Origin of the sequence: Streptomyces sp. NPDC050211 (genome assembly GCF_040656035.1) — a bacterium.
Lineage (GTDB): Bacteria > Actinomycetota > Actinomycetes > Streptomycetales > Streptomycetaceae > Streptomyces.
In genome coordinates this window covers 1-26,953 of the sequence record NZ_JBFALC010000051.1, presented here as the reverse complement: position 1 = coordinate 26,953, position 26,953 = coordinate 1, and the positions used below count along the sequence as shown (strand labels likewise).

The 26,953-nt window shown below is 69.8% G+C and carries 21 protein-coding genes; 18 read left to right on the top strand and 3 right to left on the bottom strand.

What is annotated here, in order from left to right:
* The first annotated feature begins 5 nt into the window (after nucleotides 1-5).
* The 8 genes from AB0I98_RS36160 (at nucleotide 6) to AB0I98_RS36125 (ending at nucleotide 9,612) form a co-directional block, all read left to right on the top strand.
* On the top strand, nucleotides 6-1,430 hold the full coding sequence (locus AB0I98_RS36160; RefSeq protein ID WP_362949308.1) for a hypothetical protein: 1,425 nt from the start codon (nucleotides 6-8) through the stop codon (nucleotides 1,428-1,430).
* 188 nt (nucleotides 1,431-1,618) lie between these two features.
* Nucleotides 1,619-3,070, top strand: a complete 1,452-nt coding sequence (locus AB0I98_RS36155) for an alkaline phosphatase PhoX (protein WP_362949307.1) — start codon at nucleotides 1,619-1,621, stop codon at nucleotides 3,068-3,070.
* A 505-nt stretch (nucleotides 3,071-3,575) separates the two neighbouring features.
* A complete protein-coding gene (locus AB0I98_RS36150) occupies nucleotides 3,576-5,159 on the top strand; it encodes a TROVE domain-containing protein (RefSeq protein ID WP_362949305.1) in 1,584 nt (527 codons plus the stop codon).
* Between the two features lie 85 nt (nucleotides 5,160-5,244).
* Nucleotides 5,245-5,892, top strand: a complete 648-nt coding sequence (locus tag AB0I98_RS36145) for a GntR family transcriptional regulator (RefSeq protein WP_033317869.1) — start codon at nucleotides 5,245-5,247, stop codon at nucleotides 5,890-5,892.
* A gap of 14 nt (nucleotides 5,893-5,906) precedes the next feature.
* Nucleotides 5,907-6,923, top strand: a complete 1,017-nt coding sequence (locus AB0I98_RS36140) for a 1-aminocyclopropane-1-carboxylate deaminase (RefSeq protein WP_362949303.1) — start codon at nucleotides 5,907-5,909, stop codon at nucleotides 6,921-6,923.
* 115 nt (nucleotides 6,924-7,038) lie between these two features.
* Nucleotides 7,039-7,524 carry a MarR family winged helix-turn-helix transcriptional regulator gene (locus AB0I98_RS36135; protein ID WP_362949301.1) on the top strand — a complete coding sequence of 162 codons (486 nt, stop codon included), beginning with the start codon at nucleotides 7,039-7,041 and terminating at the stop codon, nucleotides 7,522-7,524.
* Nucleotides 7,525-7,622: 98 nt separating this feature from the next.
* A complete protein-coding gene (locus tag AB0I98_RS36130) occupies nucleotides 7,623-9,116 on the top strand; it encodes an MFS transporter (protein ID WP_362949299.1) in 1,494 nt (497 codons plus the stop codon).
* 55 nt (nucleotides 9,117-9,171) lie between these two features.
* Entirely contained in the window at nucleotides 9,172-9,612 is a 441-nt protein-coding gene (locus tag AB0I98_RS36125; RefSeq protein ID WP_362949297.1) for a pyridoxamine 5'-phosphate oxidase family protein, read from the top strand.
* A 230-nt stretch (nucleotides 9,613-9,842) separates the two neighbouring features.
* On the opposite strand, the gene AB0I98_RS36120 is transcribed toward AB0I98_RS36125, so the two are convergent.
* Both AB0I98_RS36120 and AB0I98_RS36115 read right to left on the bottom strand, forming a co-directional pair.
* The gene (locus AB0I98_RS36120) at nucleotides 9,843-11,054 is read right to left on the bottom strand and encodes a TerD family protein (RefSeq protein ID WP_362949381.1); all 1,212 of its coding nucleotides are present in this window, start codon (nucleotides 11,052-11,054) and stop codon (nucleotides 9,843-9,845) included.
* Between the two features lie 85 nt (nucleotides 11,055-11,139).
* Nucleotides 11,140-11,361 (bottom strand): hypothetical protein, encoded by a 222-nt coding sequence (locus tag AB0I98_RS36115; protein WP_362949296.1) that lies wholly within the window; start codon nucleotides 11,359-11,361, stop codon nucleotides 11,140-11,142.
* A 324-nt stretch (nucleotides 11,362-11,685) separates the two neighbouring features.
* Between AB0I98_RS36115 and pstC the strand changes: the two genes are divergently transcribed.
* The 10 genes from pstC (at nucleotide 11,686) to AB0I98_RS36065 (ending at nucleotide 24,982) form a co-directional block, all read left to right on the top strand.
* Nucleotides 11,686-12,627, top strand: coding sequence for a phosphate ABC transporter permease subunit PstC (gene pstC / locus AB0I98_RS36110; RefSeq protein ID WP_362949295.1), 942 nt, complete (start codon nucleotides 11,686-11,688; stop codon nucleotides 12,625-12,627).
* 13 nt (nucleotides 12,628-12,640) lie between these two features.
* Nucleotides 12,641-13,909 carry a phosphate ABC transporter permease PstA gene (gene pstA / locus AB0I98_RS36105; RefSeq protein WP_362949293.1) on the top strand — a complete coding sequence of 423 codons (1,269 nt, stop codon included), beginning with the start codon at nucleotides 12,641-12,643 and terminating at the stop codon, nucleotides 13,907-13,909.
* Nucleotides 13,906-15,630, top strand: coding sequence for a phosphate ABC transporter substrate-binding protein PstS (pstS, locus tag AB0I98_RS36100; protein ID WP_362949292.1), 1,725 nt, complete (start codon nucleotides 13,906-13,908; stop codon nucleotides 15,628-15,630). The genes pstA and pstS overlap by 4 nt, the downstream gene beginning before the upstream one ends.
* Nucleotides 15,627-18,128, top strand: a complete 2,502-nt coding sequence (locus AB0I98_RS36095) for a hypothetical protein (protein WP_362949291.1) — start codon at nucleotides 15,627-15,629, stop codon at nucleotides 18,126-18,128. Before pstS ends, AB0I98_RS36095 begins: the two co-directional genes overlap by 4 nt.
* A 170-nt stretch (nucleotides 18,129-18,298) precedes the next feature.
* Nucleotides 18,299-19,306 carry a substrate-binding domain-containing protein gene (locus tag AB0I98_RS36090; RefSeq protein WP_362949290.1) on the top strand — a complete coding sequence of 336 codons (1,008 nt, stop codon included), beginning with the start codon at nucleotides 18,299-18,301 and terminating at the stop codon, nucleotides 19,304-19,306.
* A 103-nt stretch (nucleotides 19,307-19,409) separates the two neighbouring features.
* Nucleotides 19,410-20,852, top strand: a complete 1,443-nt coding sequence (locus tag AB0I98_RS36085; protein ID WP_362949289.1) for an Ig-like domain-containing protein — start codon at nucleotides 19,410-19,412, stop codon at nucleotides 20,850-20,852.
* Between the two features lie 87 nt (nucleotides 20,853-20,939).
* The gene (locus AB0I98_RS36080; RefSeq protein WP_362949288.1) at nucleotides 20,940-21,881 is read left to right on the top strand and encodes a sortase; all 942 of its coding nucleotides are present in this window, start codon (nucleotides 20,940-20,942) and stop codon (nucleotides 21,879-21,881) included.
* Between the two features lie 83 nt (nucleotides 21,882-21,964).
* Nucleotides 21,965-22,789, top strand: coding sequence for a phosphate ABC transporter ATP-binding protein PstB (gene pstB / locus AB0I98_RS36075; protein WP_362949379.1), 825 nt, complete (start codon nucleotides 21,965-21,967; stop codon nucleotides 22,787-22,789).
* Between the two features lie 16 nt (nucleotides 22,790-22,805).
* Nucleotides 22,806-23,618 (top strand): hypothetical protein, encoded by an 813-nt coding sequence (locus AB0I98_RS36070; protein ID WP_362949286.1) that lies wholly within the window; start codon nucleotides 22,806-22,808, stop codon nucleotides 23,616-23,618.
* 80 nt (nucleotides 23,619-23,698) lie between these two features.
* On the top strand, nucleotides 23,699-24,982 hold the full coding sequence (locus AB0I98_RS36065) for a lytic murein transglycosylase (RefSeq protein WP_362949285.1): 1,284 nt from the start codon (nucleotides 23,699-23,701) through the stop codon (nucleotides 24,980-24,982).
* A 213-nt stretch (nucleotides 24,983-25,195) separates the two neighbouring features.
* Here the strand turns inward: AB0I98_RS36065 and AB0I98_RS36060 are convergent, their stop codons facing one another.
* The gene (locus AB0I98_RS36060; protein ID WP_362949284.1) at nucleotides 25,196-26,827 is read right to left on the bottom strand and encodes a phospho-sugar mutase; all 1,632 of its coding nucleotides are present in this window, start codon (nucleotides 26,825-26,827) and stop codon (nucleotides 25,196-25,198) included.
* Nucleotides 26,828-26,953 lie beyond the last annotated feature (126 nt).

The window sequence follows — 26,953 nt, the reverse complement described above, 5'->3', positions numbered from 1 at the left end:
AGTTCATGTCAGACAGCTCCCCCCTGCCGCCGGTGCGGCTGCACCCCGAAGCGGAGCTGGCGCGGGACGCGCTGTCCACGCCGTTGCTGTCCAGGGCGGCACGGCTCGCCCGCTGGGCCGGACCCGAGACCCGCGTCGACGCCGGCGGCGGGCTCGTCGAGGAGCAGTTGCCCGCAGCCGCCGAGACCCTCGGGCTGACCGGCGACGACGCCGCCGCCTGCGCCAGCGAGGCCTGGCGGGTCGCCGTCGACACCGGGCTCGTCGAGATCGTCGACGAGGAGGAGGGCACGGTCGTGACGGGCGACGACCTCGCACTGCTCACCGGCGGCTCGCCCCACGACGTGCTCGCGGTGTGGCTCGGAGCGCTGGAGACGGTGCTCGCCGACGCCAGCGTCCCGGACCTCGACGACCTGGTCGAGGCGGTCGACGAGGGCGGCATCGACTTCTCCTCCCTCGACTGGGACCCCGAAGCGGAGGCGCAGTTCCTCGACGGAGTGCTGGCCAACCTGTATCTGCTGACGGTCAGCGAGGACGGTCCGGGCGGCGGGCCGGTGCCGCTGCCCGCGCTCGCCGCGTCCATGATCGTGCCCAGCGACATGGGGGAGCCCACCAACGACGTCCTGGAGCAGGTCTCCGACGCGATGATGCGCCTCGACGACCAGTTCCGGATGCTGGCGCCGGTCGGTCTCGTCGAGTTCCAGCCGGTCGACGAGGCACTGATGGCCGACGCCGACGAGGAGCCCGCGGCACCGGTCGACGACACGGACGTCTCCCGCTACGGCATGGTCAGGCTGACGCCGCTCGGGCTCTACGGGCTGCGGGCGCGGCTGCTGGAGGCCGGCGTCGAGGCGCCGGCCGTCGGTGACCTCGCGGACAAGGGCGCCGACGCGCTGCTCGACGGAACCTCCGTCTTCCCGCCGACCGCCGCGCAGGCCGAGACCGAGCAGTGGCTGGCCCGCCGCGAACCCCTCGCCGCGGCGCGGGAGTTGCTGGCCGCGGCGCGCGGGTCCGACGAGGGTGCCCCGCTGCGGAGGCTGCGCTGCCAGCAGGCCCTGTCGCTCGTCGGCGCGGAGGCCGAGCCGGCGCTGCGGGAGGTGCTCGACGACGCGGAGCTGGGCGGGCTGGCGCGGGTCTGGCTCACCGAGCACGGGGCGCCGGATGTGCCCGCGCCGTCCGAGGCGATGGTGTTCTGGCTGACCATCGACACGGTTGCCGCGCAGCTCGCGGCCGAGGGCAACTCCGATGAGCTGAGGGGGCTGGTGGAGGGGCTCGCTCAGCAGCACGGTGGGTTCTTCGCGGCGGCTTGGCGGGTGGAGCATCCGGCGACGGCGGATGTGCTGGAGGCGATGGGGCGGTTGCATCCGGACAAGCGGGTTGCGAAGGAGGCGCGGAAGGCGGCGTTCAAGGCGCGGTCGCAACAGGGGGGTTGAGCTTGTCGGGTGGGTGCGGGTACGTCGTGGCTGGTCGCGCAGTTCCCCGCGCCCCTGTCGGCGTTCGTGGAAGCGTGTGTTCTGACGACTCCCGGAATTCAACTGCCGTTCAGGCGTGAGCGGGAGCGTGGCGCCGCATACCGAGGTCCGCCACCCTCCACGGCATACCCACCGTTACAGGAGTAAGCATGTCGCTCACCCGCAGGGACTTCGCCAGAAACTCCGCGATCACCGGCGCCGGTGTCGCGCTCGCGGGCAGTGTCGGCGCCCTCGCCACCGCACCGAACGCACTCGCCTCCACCGACGTCGAGGGCGAGGCCGAGGGAACGGACGCCGCGTACGGCCGGGTCGGGTACGGGCCGCTGATCCCCGACCCCGACGGCATCCTCGCGCTGCCCGCCGGCTTCAAGTACCGCGTCATCACGCACAGCGGCAAGACCAAGCTGGAGTCGGGCGAGACCACCCCGTCCAACCACGACGGCACCGCCGCCTTCGACGGCCCGCGCGGTACCACGCTGCTGGTCAACAACCACGAGATCGGCGGCCCGTACGCCGACGCGGACGCCCCGGTCCCGCTCGCCGAGGGCCTCGTCTACGACCCGGCCGCGGCCGGCGGCTGCACGGTCGTCGAGGTGCGCCCGGGCGGCGAGGTCGCCGAGTGGGTCGGCATCGCCGGCACCTCCACCAACTGCGCCGGCGGCAGCACCCCTTGGAACACCTGGCTCACCTGCGAGGAGACCGAGGACAAGGCCGGCTCCAAGGGCATGACCAAGGACCACGGCTACGTCTTCGAGGTCGACCCCTGCGACCGCCGCGCCAACAAGAACCCCAAGCCCATCAAGGCGCTGGGCCGGTACGCCCACGAGGCCGTCGTCATCGACCCCAAGCGCGGCCACGCCTACCTGACCGAGGACGCGTCCAACCCCAACGGCCTGCTGTACCGCTGGACCCCGCCCGAGGGCTTCCGCCACGGCCGTGGCAAGCTGCGCACCCTCGCCGACGACGCGGGCACGTTCGAGGCGTTCAAGTGCTTCGACTCCGGCGGCAAGTTCGTCGACGACCTCTCCCGCGCCACGAAGATCGGCACGGTGTACGGCGTCGACTGGATCGACGTCCCCGACCGCGATGCCAGGACGACCTCCGTGCGCAAGCAGTTCACCACCGGCCAGGTCACCCGCTGCCGCAAGCTGGAGGGCATGTGGTGGGGTGACGGCGGCGCGTACATCGTCTCCTCCTACGCCCGCGCGGAGAGCCCCGGGCAGCCGCACGACGGCCAGGTCTGGTTCTACGACCCCAAGCGCCGCACCCTCACCCTGAAGGTCCTGCTCGGCGTGAACGCCGATCCGTCCAAGGACGGCGCCTTCGACGGCCCCGACAACATCACCGTCTCCCCGTACGGCGGCCTGATCCTCGCCGAGGACGGCGAGGGCGTCTCGCACCTCTTCGGCGCGACGGACAGCGGTCGGACGTACCCCATCGCCCGCAACGACCTGAACGTCGGCACCGAAGAGGAGCCGGAGTACAGCGAGTTCGCCGGCGTCACCTTCTCGCCCTGCGGCCGCACCCTGTACGCGAACATCCAGGACCCGGGCATCATGGTCGCGATTACCGGCCCCTGGAAGCGCCAGAAGCGCGGCTGATTAATTCAATGGCCCGGCCCGCGGTACGCCTCCTACAGTGATGCATGTCCAGGTGCGAAGGCAGGACCTACTTCCACTGATAATGGGGCGGCCGCGGGTTCGAGTCCCGCCACCGGTACAACGCGCCGGTGTAGCTCAGGGGTTAGAGCACCTACGTCGGTTCCGCCGGCCTTGAACTCTGGACACCACAATTTCATGCATGTCACGCACCTCCCGGTGCGCAGGCTGCGGCTACTTCTCTCTCAAAGAATCCACGCCGCCGCCGACTTGATCTCGGGAGGCGCAGCAGATGGTGTGTGCCCGGTGCGCAGGCAGCGGATACTTCGGGACCTGGTGGGCAACCGTGCGGGTTCGAATCCCGTCATCGACTTCGGGTCGATGTGGCGGAACTGGCAGACGCGCCTGGTGATAAGCGCCGCCGCCGAACTCGACCTCGGGCACGCTCCATTTGCTGCGCCTCCCTCCGAAACACGAATGAACACTTATGAATTCGGGGGAATTCACCATGGCGCGTTTCAACACCAAGACTGCCAAGGCGCAGCCCACTTCCCGCGTGACGTCGACCGGCCGCGTTCTGCGTACCCACCAGGGCGGCCGGGGCCAGGAGCGTGATGCACGCTCCGAGCTCTTTCTCCTCTCGATCGCCAACTTCGTTGCGCAGCAGACCTTTTACGAGTCCGGCGAGGCCCGAGACGACCGGTTCGCCGAGCTCGTACGCCGGCTCGCCGTCGAGGACCCGGAGTGGACCGCGGGCCTGCTCGGCTGGCTGCGCGGCGAGGGCAACCTCCGTACGGCCGCCATCGTGGGCGCCGCGGAGTACGTGAAGGCGCGCCTCGACGCGGGTGCGACGGACGGTCCGTCCAACCGGCAGGTCATCGACTCCGTGCTGCGCCGCCCCGACGAGCCCGGCGAGCTGCTCGCGTACTGGACTTCGCGGTACGGCCGTGCCATCCCGAAGCCCGTGAAGCGTGGCGTCGCCGATGCCGTACGCCGCCTCTACAGCGCCAAGTCGCTCCTGAAGTACGACACGGCGTCCAAGGGCTACCGCTTCGGCGACATCCTGAACCTGGTGCACGCCGCGCCGGACCCGCAGAAGCCGTGGCAGGGCGACCTGTTCCAGTACGCGCTCGACCGCCGGCACCACCCGGACACGGCAGTGGTGCCGAAGTCGCTGCCCGTACTGGCGGCCCACCGTGACCTGATGGTCCTGCGGCCCGCCAAGCGGCGCAGGGTCGTGACCGGTGCGGGTGGCGCGCAGCGTCTCGCGGACGCGGGCATCACGTGGGAGGCGCTGGCGGGCTGGCTGCAGGGGCCGATGGACAAGGCGGCCTGGGAGGCCGTGATCCCGTCCATGGGGGCGATGGCGCTGGTCCGGAACCTGCGGAACTTCGACGAGGCGGGGGTCTCGGACGAGGTGGCGGCTCAGGTCGCCGCCAAGATCAGCGACCCGGCGGAGGTGGCGCGCTCGCGGCAGTTCCCGTTCCGGTACCTCGCCGCGTACCAGCACGCGCCGTCGCTGCGCTGGTCGTACCCGCTGGAGCAGGCGCTCGGCCACTCGCTGGCCAATGTGCCCGCGCTGCCGGGCCGCACGCTGGTGCTCGTCGACCGCTCGGGCTCGATGTTCTACTCGCGCCTTTCCGACCGCTCGGAGTTGAACCGGGCGGACGCCGCGGCGATCTTCGGTACGGCGCTCGCGCTGCGGGCGGCGGACGCGGATCTGGTGGAGTTCGGTACGAGCAGCAATCGGGTCCGGTTCCGCAGGGGCGAGTCCGTGCTGAAGGTGCTCGACCGCTTCGGTGACCTCGGCGGCACCGACACCACCGAGGCGGTGCGCAAGCACTACAAGAAGCACGACCGCGTACTGATCGTCACGGACGAGCAGGCCACGTACAGCCACTACGGCGACCCGACCGAGCAGGTACCGGCGAACGTGCCGGTGTACACCTGGAACCTCGCCGGATACCAGGCGGGCCACGGCCCGTCCGGGCAGGGGAACCGTCACGTGTTCGGCGGGCTCTCGGACGCGGCGTTCCGGATGGTGCCGCTTCTTGAGTCGGCGCGGGATGCCGACTGGCCTTGGGTGTCCTGAGGGACGGCAGGGAAGGGAGTGGCCCGCACTTCGGTGCGGGCCACAGCCTTGTGCGCGGCGGAGATTGACATCTAACATTTCAGTTGTGGACGCCATAGGGCCCGTACCCCGCACCCTGCTCAGGGATCGGGCGTACGAAGCGATCAGGGACGCCATCGTGGCCGGAGACATCGAACCGGGCGCAGCGGTGCGCGACGCCGATCTCGCCGAGCGGCTCGGGCTGTCACGGGCGCCCGTGCGTGAGGCCTTCTCGCGGCTCGTCGACGAGGGGTTGCTGGAGAGCAAGCCGCAGAGCTACACGCGGGTGACCCCGGTCGTGGCCTCCGATGTACGGGACGCGGCGGCTGTCGTCGGGGCCATGCACGAGCTGGCCGCGCGGGTCGCCGTGCCGCGGCTGTTCGCCGCGGACGTCGAGATGATGCGCTCGGCCAACGAGCGGTTCGCGGCCGCTGTTCACGCGGGCGACGTGGACACCGCCCTGCGCGCCGACGACGAACTGCACGACGTGCTCGTACGCGTCAGTGGCAACCGCGCGGCCGCCGCCACCATCGCCCGCTACACCCCGCTCATCCGCCGGCTGGAGCGACGGCGCTTCGGTGAGGGCGGCAACTGCCGTTCGGCCGGGCTGCACGAGCAGCTCATCGAGGCCTGCGCGGCCGGTGACGTGGACGAGGCGGTCCGTGTCACCGCGGAGATCTGGCGGGGGCTCGAAGGCCTCGCCGACGGCGACTGATCCTGGGAGGATCCATGTCCCTTTCCTCGTACGACCGTTACCCCCTCCTCTTCGGGCCCTCGCCCGTGCACCCGCTGGAGCGGCTGACCAAGCACCTCGGCGGTGCCTCGCTCTGGGCCAAGCGCGAGGACTGCAACTCCGGTATCGCGTACGGGGGCAACAAGACGCGCAAGCTGGAGTACCTCGTCGCGGACGCGCTCGCTCAGGGGTGCGACACGCTGGTCTCCATCGGCGGCGTGCAGTCCAACCACACCCGGCAGGTCGCGGCCGTCGCCGCCCGCGCCGGGCTCAAGTGCGTGCTCGTGCAGGAGAGTTGGGTGGAGTGGCCCGACGCCGTGTACGACAAGGTCGGCAACATCCTGATCAGCCGGCTCGCGGGCGCGGATGTGCGGCTGGTGCGGGCCGGGTTCGGGATCGGGTTCAAGGAGAGCTGGGAGCAGGCGCTCAGGGAGGTCGAGGAGAGGGGCGGGAAGCCGTACGCCATTCCCGCCGGCGCCTCCGACCATCCGCTCGGCGGTCTCGGGTTTGCCGGCTGGGCGTATGAAGTCGCCGAGCAAGAGCGGGAGTTGGGCGTCTTCTTCGACACCGTGATCGTGTGCTCCGTGACCGGCTCCACACAGGCGGGCATGGTCGCCGGGTTCGCGGCCCTGGAGGAGGCGGGCGGGCGGCCCCGGCGCGTCATCGGTATCGACGCGTCGGCCGCGCCCTCCCGCACCCGTGAGCAGATCGCGCGGATCGCTCACGGCACCGGTCAACTCATCGGTGTGAAGAGGGAGTTGGACGAGTCGGACGTCGAGCTGGACGAGCGCTACCACGCGGGCACGTACGGCATCGCCGACGAGGCCACACTGGAGGCTATGCGGCTCGCCGCGCGGACCGAGGGGATGGTGACGGATCCGGTGTACGAGGGGAAGTCGATGGCCGGGCTCGTCGATCTCGTGTCGCGGGGAGAGATCGGGCGGGAGTCCACGGTGCTGTACGCGCACCTCGGCGGACAGCCCGCGCTGAACGCGTACAGCGCGCTGTTCTAGAGCTGTGATCGAGTTGGTTCGGCAGCGCCGGCCCGGACGATTCGGTCTACCCGGGCTCCATTAAGGTCTCTTCTGGATAATCCGTCTCGGATCGAATTGTTCTACGCTGGCAGGCATGACTGCCATGACGCCCGCGCGCACCGAACCGGACCTGTCGTTCCTCCTCGACCACACCAGTCACGTCCTGCGGAGCAAGATGTCCGCCGCCCTCGCCGAGATCGGCCTGACCGCTCGGATGCACTGCGTGCTCGTCCACGCCCTGGAGGAGGAGCGCACTCAGATCCAGCTCGCCGAGATCGGTGACATGGACAAGACCACGATGGTGGTGACGGTGGACGCCCTGGAGGAGGCGGGTCTGGCCGAGCGCCGCCCTTCCAGTACGGACCGGCGGGCCCGGATCATCGCCGTCACCGACGAGGGCGCCCGCGTCGCCGGGCAGAGTCAGAAGATCGTCGACCGCGTGCATCGCGACGCCCTGGCCGCGCTTCCCGACGGGGACAGGGAGATCCTCCTGCGAGCCTTGAATCGCCTGGTCGACGACGGTCTGGCGACCCCTGTCGAGGCCCCGCGCGCCGCCCGCCGGGCGCGCCAGTCCAGGTAGGTGGGGAAGCGGAGTCAAAGGTAAGTCTGAAAAAAATAGTCTGCAACGAAACCATCTGTTACGGTCTTTCCTGTCGCCCGACTGACAGGAGAGACCGCATGTTTGCCGCATCCGACTCCGCGCCGTCACCCGCTTCTCCCGCCGCTTTGCGCTCACGCCGGCTCGCCCTCGGAGTCATCGCCACCGGGATGCTGATGATCATCCTCGACGGCTCCATCGTCACCGTGGCGATGCCGGCCATCCAGAACGACTTGGGGTTCACCTCCGCCGGCCTCAGCTGGGTCGTCAACGCCTACCTCATCGCATTCGGCAGCCTGCTCCTGCTGGCCGGCCGGCTCGGCGACCTGATCGGCCGCAGGCGCATGTTCCTGGCCGGCACCGCCGTCTTCACCGCCGCCTCGCTGCTGGCCGGCGTGGCCACCTCGCCCGCCGTACTGATCGCCGCCCGCTTCCTCCAGGGCATCGGCAGCGCGATGGCCTCCGCCGTCAGCCTGGGCATCCTCGTGACGCTGTTCACCGAGCCCAAGGAGCGCGCCAGGGCCATCGCCGTCTTCAGCTTCACCGGTGCGGCGGGCGCGTCCATCGGCCAGGTCCTCGGCGGCGTACTCACCGATGCGCTCAACTGGCACTGGATCTTCTTCATCAACCTGCCGATCGGCATCGCCGTCCTCGCGATCGCCGTACACGTCCTGCCCGGTGACGTCGGTTTGGGCCTCAAAGCGGGCGCGGACGTATTCGGCGCGGTTCTGGTCACCGCCGGTCTGATGCTCGGCATCTACACCGTCGTCAAGGTCGAGGAGTACGGCTGGACCTCGGGACGCACCCTCGGCTTCGGCACCCTCGCCGCCGTACTGCTCGCCGCGTTCCTCGCCCGTCAGGCCACCGCGAAGAACCCTCTGATGCCGCTGCGGATCTTCCGCTCCCGCAGCGTCTCCGCCGCCAACCTGGTCCAGATCCTCATGGTCGCCGCGCTCTTCTCCTTCCAGATCCTCGTCGCCCTGTACCTCCAGAAGGTGCTCGGATACGGCGCCGCCGAGACCGGTCTCGCGATGCTCCCGGCAGCCGCCGTCATCGGTGCCGTCTCCCTGGGAGTCTCCGCCCGTCTCAACGCCCGCTTCGGTGAGCGCACCATCCTGCTGGCGGGCATCGCGCTCCTCATCGGCGTCCTCGCCCTCCTCACCCGCCTCCCGGTGCAGGCGAGTTACGCCGTCGACCTCCTCCCGGTCATGCTGCTCGCCGCAGGCTTCGGCCTCGCGCTGCCGGCGCTGACCACACTCGGTATGTCCGGCGCGAACGAGGAGAACGCCGGTCTCGCGTCCGGCCTGTTCAACACCACCCAGCAGATCGGCATGGCCTTGGGCGTCGCGGTTCTGTCCACCCTGGCCGCCTCCCGCACCGAGAGCCTCGCGGCGGGCGGCCGGACGACGGCCGAGGCGCTGACCGGCGGCTACCGGCTCGCCTTCGCGGCGGGCGCGGGGCTCCTCGTCATCGCTTTCGCCGTCGCCTTCACGATGCTGCGCCGTCCCGAGCGCCAGACCGCCGAGGAGCCGGCCGCCGACACGCAGGATCCCGCCCACGCCGCAGCCGTCTGACCCGCCTTCTCACCCCGCCATCACCTCCACCCCGGCCACTGAAGGGCTGATCCCCATGAGCGAGAACACCACCACCGAAACCACCACCGGCACCACCGAGAACGACGGCCCGGCCCCCCGGGCGCTCACCGACCAGGAACTCTCCCAGCTGCTGCGGCAGCAGCAGTTCGGCGTACTCGCGAGCGTCAGGAGCAGCGGCCACCCGCACCTGTCGACCGTCCTCTACGACTGGAACGCCGAGGAGCGCGTCCTGCGCGTCTCCTCCACCGCCGACCGCCTCAAGGTCCGCCAACTGCGCCGCGACCCGCACACCTCACTGCATGTGAGCGGCCCGGACGTCTGGTCGTTCGCCGTGGCGGAGGGCGAGGCGGAGATAGAGGACCCGGTCGACGGGGCGGCCCCCGGCGTGCAGCCGCTGCCCGACCGGCGCGTGGTGATCCGGATCCGGGTGTCCCGCCTGTACGGGACCGCCCTGGACATCCCCTCCCAGGACTGAGAACACCTTCAAACCGGCCCGTTCCAGGGCGGCCTGTGTGGGCGACAGCCCCGGTGCACGATCTGCTGCAGCCGCTGCCCCTCATGGTCGGTCAGTCTGCGCACCCGGACAGGCTCGGCCACCGCACCTCGCAATGCGGTCACAGCACTGGTGGGGCCGGGCAGCTGCTGACGTACGACGGGGCGCCCCCTCGGAAGAGGGCGCCCCGGAACGCGTACGAACGCGAACGCTTACAGCGACTGGGCCGCCGGCTTCACCATGCCCCGCACCGTCCGCGACTTGACGAAGTCGCCCATCGCCGTCATCTCCCACTCGCCGGAGAACTGGCGGATCAGCTTGGCCATGATCACGCCTGTCTGCGGTTCGGCGCTGGTGAGGTCGAAGCGGACCAGTTCCTCGCCGGTCGAGGCGTCCAGGAGGCGGCAGTAGGCCTTGGCGACCTCGGTGAACTTCTGGCCGGTGAAGGAGTTGACGGTGAAGACCAGGCCGGTGACGTCCTGCGGGAGACGGCCGAGGTCTACGGTGATCACCTCGTCGTCGCCGCCGCCCTCGCCGGTGAGGTTGTCGCCGGAGTGGCGGATCGCGCCGTTCACGATCTGGAGCTTGCCGAAGTAGCAGCTGTCGATGTGGTTGCGCTGCGGGCCGTACGCGATGACCGAGGCGTCCAGGTCGATGTCCTTGCCGCGGTACGCCGGCTCCCAGCCGAGGCCCATCTGGACCTGGGAGAGCAGGGGGCGGCCGCCCTTCATCAGGGACACGGTCTGGTTCTTCTGGAGGCTGACCCGGCCCTTGTCGAGGTTGATCTTTCCGGCGCCGGGGGCGGGGGCGGCCGGGGGCGGGGACATGGCAGGGGCCGGCGGGGTGACCGGGGGCTGCATCGTGGGCGTGGGCGTGGGTGCCGGCGGGGTGACCGGCTGGGGCGGTGCCACGGGAGCCGGGGTGGGTGCCGGTTCCTCCACGCTGACGCCGAAGTCGGTGGCGATGCCGGCCAGGCCGTTGGCGTATCCCTGGCCCACCGCGCGGGCCTTCCAGACGCCGTTGCGCAGATAGATCTCCACGACCACCAGGGCCGTCTCGGCGCCGAGCTGCGGGGGTGTGAAGGTGGCCAGGGCGCTGTTGTCGTCCGCGTTGCGGATCGTGGCGGTGGGTTCGATGCCCTGGAAGGTCTGGCCGGGGGCGTCCGGGCTGGCGGTGACGACGATCTTCTCGATGCCGGGGGGTACGGCCGCGGTGTCGACCGTGATCGCGTCGGGGGCGGTGCCGCCGCCCGAGCGGTAGGTCACGCCGGGGCCGCTGGGCTGGTTATAGAAGATGAAGTCGTCGTCCGAGCGCACCTTGCCGTCGGCGGTGAGCAGCAGGCCCGATACGTCGAGCCGCACCGGGGCGGCGACGTCCACCGTCACGCGCGCGGTGGGGAGAGGGATGTTCGAGCCGGGGGTCATAGCTGTCATGCCCGGTGAACGAGCGAGGGTGTTTTGCCGTTCCCTTACCTGGGGGCCAATCGGCTGAGTGGGTTTTAGCGGCGGTTCAGTGGCGGTTGCGGGGGTGGTTGCGTGCCGTGCGTTCGTTGCCGCGTTTGTAGTTTCCCGTCCAGCGGGCCATGACGAGTTGTGGGTCGGCCGTGGTGACCTCGTGGCGGAACTGGTCCGCTCGGGGGCCGCGCAGGATGGTGGCCTGGCGGCCGGCGTGCGTGATCAGGACGGTGCCGTCTGGTCGGTCCTCGTACTGGAAGCATTGAGGTTTCGGCATGGTCGCGATGGTACGGGCGCGGGGTGGTGCGGCCCATCGATTTTCGCCCCCGCCGCCCCTACCCGTCCCATCCCTGGGGGGGGGGGGGCCGGGCCCCCCCCCCGCGGGCGCCCCCCGGCCCCTTGTGTGCTCCCGTTTTGTGCTCCTGCGTCGCCGCGTTCACGTCAATCCCGGATGTTGCCTCTCGGGGTCGTCTCGTTCACGTCCGTGTGCGCAGAAGTCCACCGGGCCTCAGGAGCGTCGGCACATGTGACGACGCGAATGTATGAGCGACCTGTGGCTCCGGCGGACGACCCTCCCAGACGCCTGCACGCCGACACGGGCGTGCCCGACCGCGTTTTCCGAGGCGTCCTGCGTGGGGGCGGCGCCCTCGTGCTGGCCATCATGCTGCTCGTCGGCGGTTTTCTGACGTACCGGGCCTGGCAGGCGCTGTCCATCGCGAAGTGGGGTTTCATCACCACCGAGTCCTGGGAGCCCGACGGGGGCAGCTTCGGTATCGCGGCCGTCCTCGTCGGCACGATCCTCATCGCGCTCGTCGCCATCGTCTTCGCGGTTCCGCTGGCACTGGGCACCGCGCTCTACATCTCCGAGTACGCGCCGCCGCGGATCAAGCAGACCCTCATCAGCATCGTGGACCTGATGGCCGCCGTACCGTCGGTGGTCTACGGCCTGTGGGGCCTGTTCTTCTTCCAGGGCCACGTGGTCACCCTGTCGCGCTGGATCTCCACGTACTTCGGCTGGATACCGCTCTTCAAGGTCGACGGCGCCGATCCGGGGGACCCGCTCGCCACCGCCACCGTCTACACCTCCGGCTCCTTCATCGCCGGCATGGTCGTGTCGCTGATGGTCGCGCCGATCATCTGCTCGGTGATGCGGGAGGTGTTCTCGCAGGCTCCGGTCGGCGAGCGGGAAGGGGCGTACGCGCTCGGCGCGAACCGCTGGGGCATGATCCGCAGCGTCGTCCTGCCGTTCGGCAAGGGCGGCATGATCGGCGGCACCATGCTGGGCCTGGGCCGGGCGCTCGGCGAGACCATCGCCGTGTACCTGATCATCTCGCCGGTCTTCGTGATCCAGCCGCACATCCTGCAGAACGGCACCAGCTCGGTCAGCTCGCTGATCGCCCTGCGCTACGGCGAGGCGAGCAAAATCGGCATGTCGGCGCTGATGGCCGCAGGCCTCGCGCTCTTCCTGATGACCCTCGTCGTCAACTTCGTCGCGTCGTCGATCGTCGCCCGCAGCCGTTCCGGCGCGGCGAGCGACTCCTAGGAGACCGAGCCCGATGACCGTCACCACCGCACAGAGCCCGCCCGGCGACCACGGACCGCAGACGAGCCTCGCGAAACCGCCGGCGCCCGGCACCACCCTGCCCGCACGCCGCAAGACGCGCACCGAGTCGCGCCGCAACCTGGCCACGCTGCGTGCCACCGACGTGTACGCCCTGCTCGGCGCCGGCGCCGCTTCCCTCTGCATCACCTGGCTGATGTTCGACCGGATGCTGCCCTTCAACGGCGCACTGGGCTTCGTCGTCATCGCCTACGTGCTCTTCCTCGGCCTGTACGCGCTGCTCGTCTCCTTCGACGAGGACGGCCCCGCGGTGCGCGACCGAGTGGCCGCCGCCATCGTCCAGAGCCTCGGCATCGTGATGCTGGCCGTGCTGGCGTTCGTGGTCGTCTACACCCTGTGGGAGGGCCGCGAGGCGCTGCCACACCTGAACTTCTATACGGAGTCGATGGCCGACGCGGGTCCGGTCGAGCCGCTCAGCGTCGGCGGCATCCTGCACGCGATCGTCGGCACGCTGTGGCAGATCTCCATCGCCCTGCTGATCTGCATCCCGGCCGGGCTGGTGTGCGCGGTCTTCCTCAACGAAGTGCCGGGCCCCTTCAGCCGGTTCGTCCGCACCATGGTCGAGGCGATGACGGCGTTGCCGTCCATCGTCGCCGGCCTGTTCATCTACGCGACCTTCATCCTGGCGCTGGGCTTCGACCGCTCCGGCCTCGCCGCCGCGCTGGCGATCTGCGTGATGATGCTGCCGATCATCATCCGTGCGGCGGACGTGGTGATCCGGCTGGTGCCCGGAACGCTGCGCGAGGCGTCGTACGCACTCGGCACCTCGCGCTGGCGCACGGTCTGGCACGTCGTGCTGCCCACCTCCCGTTCCGGCCTCACCACGGCGATCATCCTGGGCACGGCCCGCGGTGTCGGCGAGACCTCGCCGGTGCTGCTGACCGCCGGCTACACGGCGGAGCTCAACGCCAATCCGCTCCACGACCCGATGGTGTCGCTGCCGCTGGCGGCCTTCGAACTCGTCAAGTCCCCCGAGCCCACCTACATCGCCCGCGGTTTCGGCACCGCGGCGGTGCTTCTGGTGCTGGTGCTCGTCCTGTTCGTCATCGCCCGTGTCCTCGGCGGCCGTGGACCGGGCCAGCTCACCCGCCGTCAGGAACACCGCCGCGTCAAGGCATCCCGCCGGGACGCGAAGCGCTTCGCGGCGAAATCCCCCGCAGACCGGCCGTCAGACAGTCCCGCACCGACGAGGAGCACTTCGTGAAACCCGCACCTGTCCGTCGTTCGCGCGCTACGCGCGTGTACCAGGCGCTGGCGCTGTTCGTCGCCGCGGTCTGCGCGCTGCTGGCCATCCACCCACCGAATGCCTCCGCTGCCACCTACACCAAGATCAGCGGCTCCGGCTCGACCTGGAGCGCCAACGCGATCGAGCAGTGGCGCCGCAACGTCCGCCAGCAGGGTATGACCGTGAACTACTCGGCGGTCGGCTCGTCGGTCGGCCGTCAGCAGTTCAAGAACGGCACCTCCGACTTCGGTGTGTCCGAGATCCCTTACGGCCTCAACGACCTCGGCCAGTCGGACCCGCCGCCCACCCGCAAGTACGCCTACATGCCGATCGTGGCCGGCGGTACGTCGTTCATGTACAACCTGAAGATCGGCGGCAGGCAGGTCACCAACCTGCGGCTGTCCGGTGACGTCCTCACCAAGATCTTCACCGGCAAGCTCACTCAGTGGAACGCTCCGGAGATCAAGGCGGACAACCCCAAGCTGGCCCTGCCGGCCCGTCGTATCGTCCCGGTCGTCCGCTCCGACGGTTCGGGTACGACCGCGCAGTTCACCCTGTGGATGTCCAAGCAGTACGGCTCGATGTGGAACGACTACTGCCGCCGCGCGGGCAAGCAGACCCCCTGCGGCCTGACGTCGTACTTCCCGGTGATCCCCGGCTCCGGCTTCGTCGCCCAGTCCAGTTCACTCGGTGTCGCGGGCTACACGAAGCAGTCCCAGGCCGAGGGCGCCATCACCTACGTCGAGTACTCGTACGCCAGGAACGCGGGCTTCCCGGTGGCCAAGATCCTCAACAAGTCCGGCTACTACGTCGAGCCGACCGCCTCCAGCGTGGCGGTCGCCCTCACCAAGGCCACGATCAACAACGACCCGCGCTCGGCGAATTACCTGACGCAGAAGCTGGACAACGTCTACACGTTCGGGGACCGGCGCACCTACCCGCTCTCCAGCTACAGCTACATGATCGTCCCGACCAAGGAGGAGAGCGGCTTCACCAAGGCCAAGGGGAAGACGCTCAGCGCGTTCAACAACTACTTCCTCTGCGACGGCCAGCAGCAGGCCGACCGGCTCGGCTACTCGCCGCTGCCGAAGAACCTGGTGGAAGCCGCGATGGCGCAGACGCGGAAGATCCCTGGTGCCGACGCGAGCAGGATCGACATCAGCAAGTGCAACAACCCGACGTTCTCCGGCGGGCGGAACACCCTGATCGAGAACGCTCCCTACCCGGCGGCGTGCGACAAGAAGGGCCCGGACCAGTGCGCGACGGGTACCGGCGGCAACAAGAACACGACGCCGGTCAACGGAGGCAGTTCGGGTGGGTCCGGCTCGGGCGGTTCGAGCTCGGGTGGCTCCGGCTCGACCGGCGGCTCCGGCTCGACGGGCGGAGCTGGCTCCACGGGTTCGGGAGGCGCGACGGGCGGCTCCGGCGGTGATACGGCAGGCAGCACCGGCGGCGCGGGCGCAGCGACCGGCGGAACGGTCGTCGACCCCGACACCGGCGAGATCCTCGGCGGCGACCAGGGCACGGGCGACACCAACGTCGCGGCCAGCCCGGTCTCCCTGGGCGCCGACGACGCCCTCGGTCTGCGTACGGCGCTGATGGCGCTGTCGGCCGCGCTGCTGGTCGGCGTGGTCGTCGGGCCGCCTGTCGTCGGGCGTCTGATGGCCAACCGGACGCGTCGTAAGGGGGGTGTGGCATGACGCAGGTGCTGACGCGTCCCCGGCCGCGCATTCTCATCGCCGTGGGCTGTCTGCTGGCCGCGCTCGTGGTGGCGTTGTTGCCGGTGCCGCCGGGGACGACGCCGGCGGTGGCGGCGACCGGTCAGGACTCCGCGGTGACGAAGTCGGGGAAGAAGGGGAAGTACGACGACTTCTCGGATCTGAAGGTGACCGTTCACCAGACGAAGAGTCTGCGCTCTCAGGGGGTGCGGGTCAGCTGGGAGGGCGCGGCGCCGACGCTGCCGAGCAACACGTTCAGCGTCAACTACCTGCAGATCATGCAGTGCTGGGGGGACGATCCCGCTGGTCCCGACCGCGAGCAGTGCGCTTACGGCGCGGGTGCGGCGATCGGGGGAAACGGCCGGGTCGCGTCACCGTGCAGCGGAGAATGTGATCTGCCCACCGAGGACCCGGAGGAACGGAAGTACACCGGCGCGAATGCCTTCGTCCCGTTCAGCCCCGCCAACGGAGAGCCGCCCACCAAGTCCTCTCACGACTACACCTACTTCGGGCAGTTGGACACGAATGAACAGTCGGGTGTCCGAACCTTCGACAACGGTACGGGCGAAACCGAATTCGAACTTCAAGACGCGATCCAGTCGGACCATCTTGGCTGCGGTGTGAACACGGCGCCCGCCGGCAGCACACCAGAACCGCGTCATTGCTGGCTGGTCGTCGTGCCGCGCGGTACTCACGAAGTGAACGGCACAGAAATCACCAACCCGAACGTCAGTGACCAGCTTCGGAGTTCGCCGCTGTCCGCGACGAACTGGTCTCAGCGGATCGTCTTCCGCCTGGACTTCCTGCCGGTCGACCAATTCTGCCCGGAGGGCCAGCCCGAGCGGGCCATACCCGGCTCCGAGCTCGCGGACGATGCCGTCTCGTCGTGGGGGCCGAAGCTGTGCACGTCCACGGGGAACACCTTCACCTTCAACCGAGGACCCGAGGAAGCTGCCAGGGGCGAGGTGCTGGGCACGACGAAGGAGACGCCCGCGATGGGCGTGACCGTCGATCCGGTGGCTCAGGGGGGAGACGGGCCACGCGTCGTGCACGCGCCGGTGGCGGTGGCCGGGCTCGCGATCGGCTTCTTCATCGAAGGCACGGACGGCGTGATACAGGAAATGAAACTGACGCCGAGGCTCGTCGCCAAGTTGCTCACCCACTCATACGTGCATGATGTGCCGTGGACAAATGTTTGCAACCCGCCCGCCTGCGACTCGCCCGAAGCGGAACACCTCAAGGGAAATCCGCTGTATTTCACCAAGGACAAGGAGTTCTTGGACCTCAATCCGGAATTCGCCAAGCTGGATCCCCAGGTCGAGCCCATGAGCCTCATGGTTCCGCAAGGAAATTCTGACACCACGCGGGTGATCTGGAACTGGCTTCAATCGGACAAGGCGGCCAGGGACTTCCTCTCCGGGAAGCCGGATTCCCATGGGATGCGGGTCAATCCGTACTTTCAAGAGATGAACCTGGCGGAGAACACGGATCTGACCGACTTCCCCAAGTCGGATCCGACGGTAAAGCCTGCCATCAACGATCAGCCCCTGACGGGGACGGCCACCTACACGATATTGGACCTGGACCCGTACACGATCGACCTGCACGACGGAGCCGTGAAAACCCGACGAGGCAACAACGGCCGCACCACCGAGTATCAGGTACCCAACCCGCCCATGCCCGCCAAAGTGGCCAACCTCGCTCCCTGGCCGGGCCGTCGCGTCGTGATGGCGATCGTCGACGCCGCATCGGCCGCGCGCTACGGTCTCCAGACGGCGGCTCTGCGCAACGCCGACGGAAAATTCGTGAAGCCTTCCGTCGTGACACTGCAGGCGGGCGTCAACGCCATGCGGCCGTGGCCCGACAACTCTGCGGTGCTCAAGCCCGACCCGGCACGGGCCAAGGGTCAGGCATACCCGATGACGGTGGTGACCTACGCCGCAGCCTCGATGAACCAGGACGCGAAGGACCGCAAAGCGTACGCGGACTTCATCAGGTTCGGTGCTGGACCGGGCCAGACGCAGGGGCTGGGGGCAGGCGAACTTCCCCCCGGCTACGCACCGTTGCCTGCGAAACTGCGCAAGCAGGCCAAGGCTGCCGCCGACGACCTGCAGCGCGGCGACCCCGGGAGCGATCCGTCGAGCGACGATCCGAACGCCAACGGCTCAGGGGGACTGACAGCCGGAGCCGACACCGGAGGAGGGACTTCCTCCGGTGCGGACAGCGGAGGAACGTCCGCAGGTGGGCCGGGTGGCGGCGCCGACCCCGGCTCGTCGGCGCCGGAGGCCTCCGCCCCGAATGGCTCCGCGCCTCCTGGATCAGGGCCGCAGCAGAATATCGCGCAAGCCAAGCAAGGACTCACGCCCGGTGAAATTCTCGGCATTATTCGCTGGGTCCTTCTTGCCATCCTGTTTGTGGGCGGAGCGGCAGGACTGGCAGGTCCCATAATGCTTCGCTACGCGCAACGGCGAACTCCCTAGGAGACACCTAGGAAGCCTCCCCGTAACCTTTCCCTCGTTGGGAATTTGTTGGCCGACGTGCCAAATTCTGGAAATGTATCCGGTGGCCGACCGACGGGTCGGCAGCACGAAAATCCGGATTCAGCTTGAACGTCCAGTCTTCGAAAATCCAGAAACCAAGGGGTTCAGAAGTGAACGTCAAGTCTTACGCCAAGGTCGGTGCTGCTTTCGGTGCCGCGGCTCTCGGTCTCGGCATCCTGGCCGCTCCGGCCTCTGCGGACCCGTCCACGTCGACCGACTACCGCACCCTGGCCGTCGTCGGCTCGGACACCACGCAGTTCGTCATGAACGGCCTGGCCAACGGCACCGGTGTCGTGGACGCCAGCGGCAACAAGATCATCGCGTCGTGGAACGCCACCGGCACCCCCGACCCGTACAACACCAAGGCCACGGGCTGCTCGTACACCCGTGCCCAGACCAACGGCTCCAGCAACGGCATCACCCGGTTGTCCGAGGACATCGCCAACGGCGGCACCACCTGCATCGACATGGCCCGCTCCTCGCGTGGCCCGAAGGCCTCCGCGCCCGGCACCGACCTCACTTACGTCCCGTTCGCCCGTGACGCGGTCACCTATGCCACGGACCTAGGTAGCACCGTGCCGACGAACCTGACGAGGGACCAGCTGAAGAGCATCTACACGAACTGCACCTACACCAACGCCTCCGGCACCACGGTCACCGTGGCGCCGCTGCTGCCGCAGGCCGGCTCCGGCACCCGGCAGTACTGGCTGGACTCCATCGGTGTCACCACGCCGGGAACGTGCGTCAACCAGAACGTCCAGGAGCACGACGGTACGGCGATCACGGCTGCCAACCAGCTCATGCCGTACTCGGTCGCTCAGTGGATCGCCCAGGGCAAGGGCCTGGCGGACGTCCCGAACCGTCGTGGTGAGTCGCGTCTGCGCAACATCGAGGGCCAGTCCCCCACCACCGGCTCGGGCACCGCGCTCGCGCTCAACCCGAGCTTCGTCTTCTCCCGTGACGTCTACAACGTCGTCCAGACGACCCGGCTGAGCGATCCCGCGATCTCCGAGGCGCTCTCGGACATCTGCGCGGCCTCCAGCACCATCACGACCTACGGCTTCGGCGCCATCTCCAACTGCAACGCGCGCAACGTCACGGGCGGCCTGAACTCGTGATTGTCGTCTGATCCTCGCGTGACGGCCGGGCATCCCCAGGGTGCCCGGCCCCACGTGCTGTCCCGGTATTCATCAACCGACCGTCCCCCGGGGGGCCATCGCAATGACAGTGCTTCACCCGTTTCGAAGAGCGGCCGCCATCGCGGCAGCCTGCGCCGTGCTCGCCCTGGGCGTTGTGGCCCTGGTGGCGTCCCAGTCCCAGCCGGCCAGGGCGGCGTCCATCGGGGAATTCACTATGGCGCAAAGTGGCAAGTTGAGCGATGCGGAGCCGTTCGGCGCCACTATCTCCATACCTGCCAAGTGCCCTGACTATGACATCAAGGATGAAAGCGGCGACGTCCTCGAAAGTATCCCCATCAATTACGGCCTCCAGCTCCGCGTGGCCAAGCCCGACGGCACTGTGCCAATCGCGATCGAAGGCATCACGAACGGGTCGCCGTTCGACGCGCCGAAATCGGTTTCGTTGGCCAAGGCGGACAACGCCGATCTAGCGCTCAAGGATCTGTCGCAGATCTTCGCATCTGACGGCACGTACGAACTTCGTTTGGCGTGCTACGACGACTTTGGCGGTTTCCATCCGGATGATCCGTACTGGACTCAGAAGATCACCGTCACCGGCGACAACTGGGCGGTCGGGGAAGGGGCGAAGGCAACCAGTGTTCAGCTGGCCCCCTCCAAGTCCGTCCTTGAGCCGGGCGAGGAAGTAACGCTCACTGCGACGATCACGCCGACGGATGCAGCTGGCACAGTGAAGTTCACGGTGGGTGAGACGGCGCTCGGCGAGGCCACCGTCGCCGGCGGGAAGGCCGAGTTCAAGACGAAGACGCTGTCCGAGGGCGATCACGACATCGTCGCCCGGTTCACCCCGACGGATGCCACCAAATTCGGGCCTTCGGAATCCGAGCCCGCTCGCGTGAACGTGCAGCTTCCGCGGTACGAGATGCTCGACGAATCGGGCGAGCGGCTGGCCGACAACCCTGAGCTGCAGCGCGGCCAGACGGTGAAGGTCATCGTGCGCGGTTGCGAGGCCGGCGCCAAGTACGCGATGGCGATGGAGCGGAACGACGCGGAGTTCCCCGACGCCACGGCCGACGCGAACGGCGTGGTGACGTGGCAGTCGCTCAAGGTTCCCGAGGACGCCGTCGAGGGCCAGACCGCCTGGGACCTCAGCCCCAACTGCACCGACGTCACCGCGGTGGCCTTCAAGGTTCCCGCTCCGTCCTCCGAGTCCCCGAGCGGCGACCCCTCGGACGATCCCTCCGACGACCCGTCGGACGACCCCTCCGGTGAGCCGAGCGACGACCCTTCGGGTGACACGTCCGGCACCACCTCGGGCACGACGTCCGGCACGACCGACGGAGGAAGCACCACCGGCGGCGACTCCACCACCGGCGGCACCTCGCCGCAGGGCGGCCTCGCCTCCACCGGTAGCCAGATCGCCCTCTTCTCCGGCATCGGCGCCATCGTCCTCACCGCGGCCGGCATCGCCTTCGTGCGGTACGGCCGCCGCAACGGGCTGCTGAACTTCGGCGACCCGAGCGCGTAACACGCGCGCGGAGCACGGGCGGCGGGCCCCCACCCCGCCGCCCGCGCCACCGTTCCCCACTCCACCTTCTCCACAGGAGCGCACCCCGTGACCGTGCTGTCCCCGCCCCCGCCGGCCGTGGCGCCGCCGGCGCCGGAGCCTTCCCCCGAGCCCGAGCGCAGCTCCGGGGCGCCGCGGGCCGAACGCGCAGGGTTCGCGTTCGCCGGGGCCGCACTGTGCGTGCTCGCCGCCCTGCTGCTCGGCTTCGCCGCCAACCTCACGATCGTGGGCCATCTCCAGCACTCCCGCGACCAGCAGACCGCGTACGACGAGTACCGCCGTCAACTCGCCCTCGGTATCGCACCGGTGGGCCAGCAGACGTACGACGGCAAGCTGCTCGATCCGGGCGCGCCCGTAGCGCTGCTGCGCATCCCGGCGCTGGGCTTCAAGGAAGTCGTGGCGGAGGGCACGACCTCCGGGGTACTGATGTCGGGCCCAGGCCACCGCCGGGACACCCCGCTGCCGGGACAGGCCGGCACCAGCGTGATCATGGGCCGCCAGTGGGGATACGGCAGCCCGTTCAACAGCCTGCACGAGCTGCCCGTAGGCACCGAGATCAGGGTGACGACCGGTCAGGGCACGGCCACCTACGAGGTCACGGCCATCCGCCGCGAGGGCGACCCGTTGCCGCCCACGCTCAAGCAGGACGAGGGCAGGCTTACGCTCATCACCGCCGAGGGCAGGCCGTACACACCCTCCGGCACGATCCGCGTAGACGCGACGCTCACGAGCGACGTACAGCCCGCCCCACCCCGCCCGCTCGCCCCCGGCTGGATCGACGACTCCGAGCAGTCCCTGGGCGGTGAGGACGGCGCCTGGCTCCCGGTCTTCCTCTGGTCGCAGGGGCTGCTCCTGGCCGCCCTGCTCACGATGGCCGCGTATCGCGCGTGGGGCCGCTGGCAGACGTGGATCGTCGGCGTACCCGTACTGGCCGCCTTCGGCCTCGCCGTCTCCAGCGCCGCCACCCGCCTGCTGCCCAACCTGCTTTGACCGACGAGGAGTTCAGCATCATGTCCGACACCACCGACACGACCAACACCCTCGTCGACGAGATCCTCGACCCGACGCGGAAGATGACGGCAGTCAGGCCGCCCAAGCTCGGCGCGGCCACCGCGGACAGCAACCCGGCCACCCTGGAGGCCGACGCCATTTCGGCCTGGTTCGGCAACCACAAGGTCCTCGAACAGGTCTCGCTGACCATGCCGGCCCGCAAGGTCACCGCGCTCATCGGCCCGTCCGGCTGCGGCAAGTCCACGTTCCTGCGGATCCTCAACCGCATGCACGAGCTGGTCGGTTCCGCCTCCCTCGCGGGCCGGGTGCTCCTCGACGGCGACGACATCTACGACCGCGGCCGCCGCATCACCCACGCCCGCCGCCAGATCGGCATGGTCTTCCAGAAGCCCAACCCCTTCCCCGCGATGTCGATCTACGACAACGTCACCGCCGGCCTGAAGCTCGCCGGCATCAAGGCGGACCGCGAGGACAAGGACTGGCTGGTCGAGGAGTGCCTCACGAAGGCGGGCCTGTGGAAGGAAGTCCGCGACCGCCTCCGCCAGCCCGGCGGCGCACTCTCCGGCGGCCAGCAGCAACGCCTGTGCATCGCGCGCTCGCTGGCGGTGCGTCCCCGAGTCCTCCTCATGGACGAGCCGTGCTCCGCCCTGGACCCGACCTCGACCCGACGCATCGAGGAGACGATCCACGAGCTGTCCGGCGAGGTCACCATCGTGATCGTCACCCACAACATGCAGCAGGCGGCCCGCGTCTCCCAGCAGTGCGCCTTCTTCCTCGCCGAACAGGGCACCCCCGGCGTCATCGTCGAACACGGCACCACGGACGCGATGTTCAACAGCCCCCAGGACCAGCGCACCACGGACTACGTGAACGGCCGCTTCGGCTGAGGGAGAGGTTCTGAGCGTGACGACCACGGGACGATCCGGCCGTACGGTGGCCCGTACCACCGCCCTCGTGACCGTGACGGTGGCCGTGGTCGCGTCCGCCGCCCTGGCGGGATGTGCCGCGCCCGGTGCCGACGACACGTCGCTCGCGGGTCCGCCCGCGAGCGCCCCGGCCACCACCGCCCCGTCTCTCGATCAGGTGCCTACAGCGCCCACCGAGCCGGCCCGCCACGGAACACCGACCCGAACCGTCACGCCCGAACCCGCTCCCACGGCATCTACTCCCCATCCCTCCCCGTCCCCCGGCAACCCCACAGCCTCCCCGAAGGCGAAGCTCCCGGACCTGTCCGCCACGGCGCCCCCGTCAGCCCCCTCGCGCCCCCGCAGCACGCCCGCGAAGCCCTCGCCGAAGCCGTCCGCCGTGCCCCGCGCGGAGGCGTTCGGCGGGCGCAGCGAGGACGGCTCGACCACGCTGCGGGTGGGCTCCTGGTCCACCGAGGTCGTCCGCGGTGGGCAGGACGCGGTGGACGCCTGCGACAACGCCGTGCAGTGGACCGGACCCGACCTCGGGACGGAGGACGGCCACGCGCTGCGCACCGCCGTCATCGTCGGCCACGACTACTGCGGCTTCGCCCAGTTCGCCAAGCTGCCGGTGGGCACGACGGTCACCGCCACGACACCGCGCGGCACCTTCACGTACCGCGTCTACGCCACCTACGTATCGCCCGGCCGCGGTACCCCCTCCCACGGCCTCTACTGGGGCGACCTGACGCTCCAGTCCTGCGTCGGCCCGAACACGGGCTTCAGCTATCTCACGCGCGTGGAGACGTGACCGTCCGTACCTCATGCATGCGACGCCCCCGTCACATACGCAAGTTGTTCATCGAACACGCGACCGTCAGGAGTGACTTCATGTCCCGTCCGTTCACCAGACCCCGGCGTGGCCTACGCGGTACGGCCGTCGCCACGTTCGCCACCGTCGCCGCGGCTCTGCTCACCGCGGGGTCACAGGCGCCGGGGCCCGTAGGGGCGACTCGGGCGGCGGCGGAGGACGAGGGGATGAGTGTGCCCGGTGGATTCGTGGCGCCGGACGTCCCGCTGCCGGAGGTTCCCTCGCAGGGCGACGACTCGTACCACGTCGAACTCCCGCCGCTGAACGGCGTGTCGGGAGCCGAGAAGCTGTGGGGCGAGAAGGCCGTGAAGGCGTCGGAGGTGCGGGCCGCGGCGGAGGCCGGGCTGCCGGTGAGCGTGCTCGGCGCCTATCGGAAGGCCGCGCGGTCGGTCGGCCGTACGGACCCCGGCTGCGGTCTGCGCTGGGAACTGCTCGCCGCGATCGGCAAGGTCGAGTCGGGGCACGCGGGCGGCGGCGCCGTCGCGGCGAACGGCGACACCCTCACCCGGATCACCGGACCCGCCCTCGACGGCAACGGCTTCGCGCTGATCCTCGACAGCGAGGGTGGGGCATGGGACGGGGACGCCGTCTACGACCGTGCTGTGGGGCCGATGCAGTTCCTGCCCACCACCTGGAAGACCTGGGGCGCCGACGGCAACGGCGACGGCACCTCGAACCCCAACAACATCCACGACGCCGCCCTGGCCGCCGGTCACTACCTGTGCGCGGGCGAGCGGGACTTGGGTACCGCGGCGGGGCTCGAGCGGGCGATCCTCAGCTACAACTACTCGCGCGACTACCTCAACCTCGTCCTCGGCTGGATGGAGTTCTACCTCCGGGGCGTGCACACCGTGCCCGACGGCGAGGGTGTCGTCCCCCAGAGCCCCGGAGCGGGCGGCACCACGCCGCCCAGGAGGCCCGTACGCGAAGGCGATGTGGGAGGCGGGGACACCTCCGAGACCCCGGACACCACCGCGCCCGGCGACAGCGCCACGCCGTCCCCCTCGCCCGTCACACCCACCCGGCCGGCGTCCCCCAAACCGTCCCTGCCCACCCCGCCGTCGCCGAGCGCGAGCCCCACGCCGACCCCCACTCCGAGCCCGACGGCCGAGCCCACGCCCAGCGAGACCCCGAGCGAGACCCCCGCAGAGTCGCCCACAGCCTCCGAGCCCGTACCCACGGAGACCGCCACCCCGGAGCCCGAGCCGTCCACCGAAGCCCCGGCATCCCCCACGCTCACACCCACACCCACCGAGACGACCCCCGAGCCCACACACGAGGGACCCGGCACGGAGTTCAGCTGACTCATGGGTCTGAACCCCGTACCGGGCCCTATACGCGGTATGTCGGAGTCCCGCCTGTGTGTTGGGGGCGGCGGGACACCTGGGGGCGGATGCCTCCAAGGGGGGTAGGAGTGCATCCATACCGCGGTTACAGCCTGCGGCGACCGCCGCCTCAGCGGGCGTCCGAGGAGCAAGCGACAGCCCAACTCCCGGTGAACCAGGGGTGTCTACGGCTCAGATGCCGGCCGCCGCGGAAAGGTCCCGCTTGATGGCGTCCAGCAGCTCGGCGGCCGTCGCGCGTGCCGCGGGCAGCCCGTCGTGAGCGGCGACCGGCACGACGACCTCCAGGTAGCACTTCAGCTTCGGCTCCGTGCCGCTGGGGCGTACGACGACCCGGGCACCGTCGAGCGTGTAGCGCAGGCCGTCCGTGGGCGGCAGCCTGTCCGTGCCCCGCGTCAGGTCCTCCGCCTTGGTGATGGCCAGTCCCGCCAGCTCGGTCGGCGGCTGCTCGCGCAGGCGGCGCATGGCGTCCGCGATGACCGACAGGTCCTCGACGCGGACCGAGAGCTGGTCGGTGGCGTGCAGGCCGTGCTCCACGGCGAGGTCGTCGAGCAGGTCCAGGAGCGTGCGGCCCTGCTCCTTCAGCTCGGACGCCAGCTCGGTGATCAGGAGGGCCGCGGTGATGCCGTCCTTGTCGCGTACGCCGTCGGGGTCGACGCAGTAGCCGAGGGCCTCTTCGTAGCCGTAGCGCAGACCGTCCACGCGGGCGATCCACTTGAAGCCGGTGAGGGTCTCCTCGTACGGCAGTCCCGCCTTCTCGGCGATCCGGCCGAGCAGGGACGACGACACGATCGACTCGGCGAACGTGCCGTGTGCGCCGCGCCGGACGAGGTGGGCGGCGAGGAGGGAGCCGACCTCGTCGCCGCGGAGCATGCGCCAGTCGGCGCCGTCCTTGACGGCGACCGCGCACCGGTCGGCGTCGGGGTCGTTGGCGATGATCAGGTCCGGCTCGGTCTCGCGGGCCTTGGCGAAGGCCAGGTCCATCGCGCCGGGCTCTTCCGGGTTGGGGAAGGCGACGGTCGGGAAGTCCGGGTCGGGCTCGGCCTGCTCGGCGACGAGCTCCGGCCGGGGGAAGCCGGCGCGGGCGAACGCGGCCAGCAGGACGTCCTTGCCGACGCCGTGCATCGCCGTGTAGACGGTGCGGGCGGTGCGCGGGGACCTGGCCGTCAGGACGGCGTCCGTGCGGGCGAGATAGGCGTCGAGGACGGCGTCGTCGAGCGTCTCCCAGCCGGAGTCGGGGCGGGGGACGTCGGCGAGGGCGGCGATCGCGTCGATCTCGGCCGCGATCTCCGCGTCCGCCGGCGGGACGATCTGCGAGCCGTCGCCGAGGTACACCTTGTAGCCGTTGTCGCGGGGCGGGTTGTGGCTGGCGGTGACCTCCACACCGGCGACCGCGCCGAGGTGCCGTATGGCGTAGGCGAGGACGGGGGTGGGGAGGGGGCGGGGCAGGACGGCCGCGCGCAGGCCCGCGCCCGTCATCACGGCGGCGGTGTCGCGGGCGAAGTCGGCGGACTTGTGGCGCGCGTCGTAGCCGACGACGACGAGGCCGCCGGCCTGACCGTTCTTCTTCAGGTACGCGGCGAGGCCCGCCGCCGCGCGGATGACGACCGAGCGGTTCATGCGCATCGGGCCCGCGCCCAGCTCACCGCGCAGACCGGCCGTACCGAACTGGAGGGCCCCCGCGAAACGCTCAGCCAGCTCCGTGACGTCCCCGGCCTCGATGAGCTTGGCGAGCTCGTCGCGGGTCTCCACGTCGGGGTCCTCGGCGAGCCACGCCTGGGCCCGGGCGATGAGATCGTCGTGCACGTCGGGTACCTCTCGTTGTGTCCGTACGGTGTCGGTGCGGGCTCGATTTTTCTCGCCCCCGCCGCCCCTACCCGTCCCATCCCTGGGGGCTGCCGCCCCCAGACCCCCGCTTCGGCCTGAACGGCC